We start from the raw sequence: 1,065 nt of genomic DNA on the forward strand, positions 1-1,065 counted from the left end.
TATAGACTTTTGGGAAACAGACGCGGTAGCGGCACACTACATATCCCACACTGAGAACATCGAAATTAAGAAATCTGCATTAGATTTTTTTACACATCTTAGAGCAATCGGCTGCAACCTATCGATTTCGCCTGCAGTGATTAAAAACATTCGCAAACATCTTAAACAGATGTACCGGGATGGCTCGATCGACAAGATCAATCAGGAGTTTATGCCTTGATTTCTTAAACATCGTGAACAGCTATCGCTCAAAAACAATACTAGCGCCAACCACTAGAATCCTATAAGCTCGCTCTCCTTATTTTGGCTGTATTGTTATTGTACAGCCCCTACAGTTGAGCAGTTTATGAGTTTCGAGTCTTTAGGTCTTTCGCTTCCACTATTAAAAGCTATTGAAGAATTAGGGTATAAAACCCCATCCCCTATACAAGAAAAAGCTATACCTGAAGTACTTGCCGGCCATGACCTTTTAGCAGCAGCACAAACCGGCACAGGGAAAACTGCTGGTTTTACATTGCCCATCCTAGATCGTCTCGTTAAAGGCGAAAAACCAAAAGGTAATCGAGTTCGTGCAGTTATCCTCGCCCCAACCAGAGAACTCGCAGCACAAATTGCCGTAAGTGTTGAGCAGTATTCGAAACACCTTCCTCTACGTTCTTCTGTTGTCTACGGTGGCGTCAAGATTAACCCTCAGATGATGCTGCTACGTAAAGGTCTCGATATACTTGTAGCCACTCCGGGACGTCTTCTCGACCTACACTCTCAAAATGCAGTGAAATTTGAAGACCTCGAAATCCTTGTTCTCGATGAAGCTGACAGAATGCTAGATATGGGCTTTATAAGGGATATTCGGAAAATTATTTCCTTGCTTCCAAAGAAAAGGCAAAGCCTATTATTCTCAGCCACCTTTTCAGACGAAATCAAGATGCTCTCAAGAGAGTTTACACATAACCCCGTTGAGGTCTCAGTTAGTCCCAGTAATACAACAGCAAAAACAATTGAGCAGTTGATATACCCAGTCGATAAAAATAGAAAATCAAAACTTTTATGCCAATTGATTAAGGA

The 1,065-nt window shown here is 41.8% G+C and carries 2 protein-coding genes; both read left to right on the top strand.

Features of this window, described 5'->3' with window-relative positions:
• Positions 1–220, top strand: a 220-nt coding sequence (locus A3761_RS26825) for a hypothetical protein (RefSeq protein ID WP_197472797.1), incomplete at its 5' end; no start/stop codon positions are given.
• A 126-nt stretch (positions 221–346) separates the two neighbouring features.
• Positions 347–1,065 (top strand): DEAD/DEAH box helicase (locus A3761_RS03615; protein ID WP_156491567.1); only part of this gene is annotated, 719 nt, incomplete at its 3' end.

Source organism: Oleiphilus sp. HI0123, assembly GCF_001635315.1.